This window comes from Streptomyces sp. BRA346 (assembly GCF_052851135.1).
Map to the genome: position 1 here is coordinate 1 of NZ_JAIWIH010000148.1, position 2,005 is coordinate 2,005.

At 70.1% G+C, this 2,005-nt stretch carries 1 protein-coding gene; it reads left to right on the forward strand.

Annotated elements, in window-relative coordinates; all coding sequences use genetic code 11:
- Window positions 1-88 precede the first annotated feature (88 nt).
- Window positions 89-2,005, forward strand: a 1,917-nt coding sequence (locus LCH29_RS43830; protein WP_446467265.1) for a polyketide synthase dehydratase domain-containing protein, incomplete at its 3' end; no start/stop codon positions are given.

Consider the following 2,005-nt stretch of genomic DNA (forward strand, 5'->3'; position numbering starts at 1 on the left):
GCAGCCGGTGCTCACAGCGGTCAGCACCGTCACGGGTCGGCCGCTCGCAGATTCTGACTGGACGACCCCCGCCTACTGGGTCCGCCAGGTGCGCGAGCCGGTCCGCTTCCATGAAGCGCTCCGGACCGCCGCAGGCGAGCAGGGCGCGACCCGACTGCTCGAAATCGGTCCGGACCCCGTGCTGACCGCGCTCGCGCGGTCCGAAGGGTCCACTGCGGTTTCGGTGCTGCGCAAGGGGCGCGAAGAGGCCGACACCGTGCTGACCGCCGTGGCCGAGATGTTCGTACGGGGCGGCAAGGTGGACTGGTCCGCCGTCTTCGCCGGGACCGTTGCGCGACGAGTGGATCTGCCGACGTATGCGTTTCAGCGGCAGCGTTTTTGGATGGGGGCTGTCCGGCCGGGTACCGATGCGAGCGGCTTGGGTCTGGGTGCGGCGGGGCATCCGTTGTTGGGTGCTGCGGTTGCGGTGGCGGGTTCGGATGCGGTGTTGTTGACGTCGCGGTTGTCGGTGCGGTCGCATCCGTGGCTGGCTGATCACGTGGTGGCGGGTTCGGTGTTGGTGCCGGGCACTGCGTTCGTTGAGCTTGCGGTGCAGGCGGGTGACCGGGTCGGCTGCGGCCGTGTAGAGGAGTTGACCTTGCAGGCGCCGCTGGTCCTTCCGGAGGACGGCGCTGTTCAGGTGCAGCTCAGTGTTGATGCGCCGGAGCCCGGTGAGGAGCGGCGTTCGCTGCGGGTGTATGCGCGCCCGGAGGGTGCCTCGGCTGATCGGCCGTGGACGTTGCATGCCACTGGCACTGTCACGGTCGAGCCTGTCGTCGCCGACTGGGATCTGGGTGTGTGGCCGCCTGCCGGTGCGGAGCCGGTTGCGCTGGAGGGGCTGTATGAGCGGCTGGCCGGTGCGGGGTTGGTCTATGGGTCGGCGTTCCGGGGCTTGCGGAACGTGTGGGTGAGTGGCGGTGAGGTGTTCGTGGAGGCGGCCTTGCCGGAGGAGGTGGCTGCGGAGGCGTCGGCGTACGGTGTGCATCCGGCGCTGCTGGACACGGTGCTGCACGCCGTCGGGCTCCAGACTCCGGAGGTTGAGGGCGCGATGCTGCCGTTCCTCTGGTCCGGCGTGTCGCTGTTTGCCGTCGGTGTCTCGGCCGTACGGGTGCGGCTGTCGCCGCGAGGATCCGGCGAGTACAGGCTGCGCGTGGCCGACGCCGCTGGTCAGCCGGTGGCCGACATCGACTCGCTGGTACTGCGACCGGTTACCGCAGCAGACCTCGCCCGGGCGGGTTCTGCGCCCACGGAGGATCTGTTCCGGCTGGACTGGGTTTCGGCGTCGGCTCCGGCCGAGCCGGGCGACCTCGGCGACTGGGCCGTCCTCGGCACCGATGCGCAGGTCGAGGACGGGTGGCGTGCCGCCGGTGTCGCGGTGACGAACTACCAGGACTTGGGAGCGCTGACCGCTGCCGTGGCCGGGGGCGCTTCGGTTCCCGGCACCGTGGTCCTGCCGGTGGCGGCGAATCCTGGTGATCTCATTGGTGGGGTTGCTGGTGTGCTGGCGGCGATGCGGACGTGGCTGGCTGAGAAGTGTCTGGAGGATTCGCGCTTGGTGGTGTCGACCACGGGCGCGGTCGCGCTGGATGCTGCCGACGCGAGTGAACTGGACCTCGCGAGTGCGGGCGTATGGGGTCTGGTGCGGTCGGCGATCAGCGAGCACCCGGGCCGATTCGCGCTGGCCGATGTGGATGGCGAGCCGGACTCCTACCGGGCTCTGGCGGTGTACGCGGCCGAATCCGACGAGAGCCAGTTCGCGGTGCGCGAGGGGCGGGTCCGCCTGCCCCGGATCGTACGGATGACCGTTCCCGCCGCGGACGAGGGCGTCCCGGCGACACCCTGGGACAAGGGCACGGTGCTGGTGACTGGTGGTACGGGTGGTTTGGGTGCGGTGGTGGCTCGGCATCTGGTGGTCGTGCATGGTGTTCGTGATCTGCTGCTGCTTTCGCGGCGTGGTGTCGGGGCG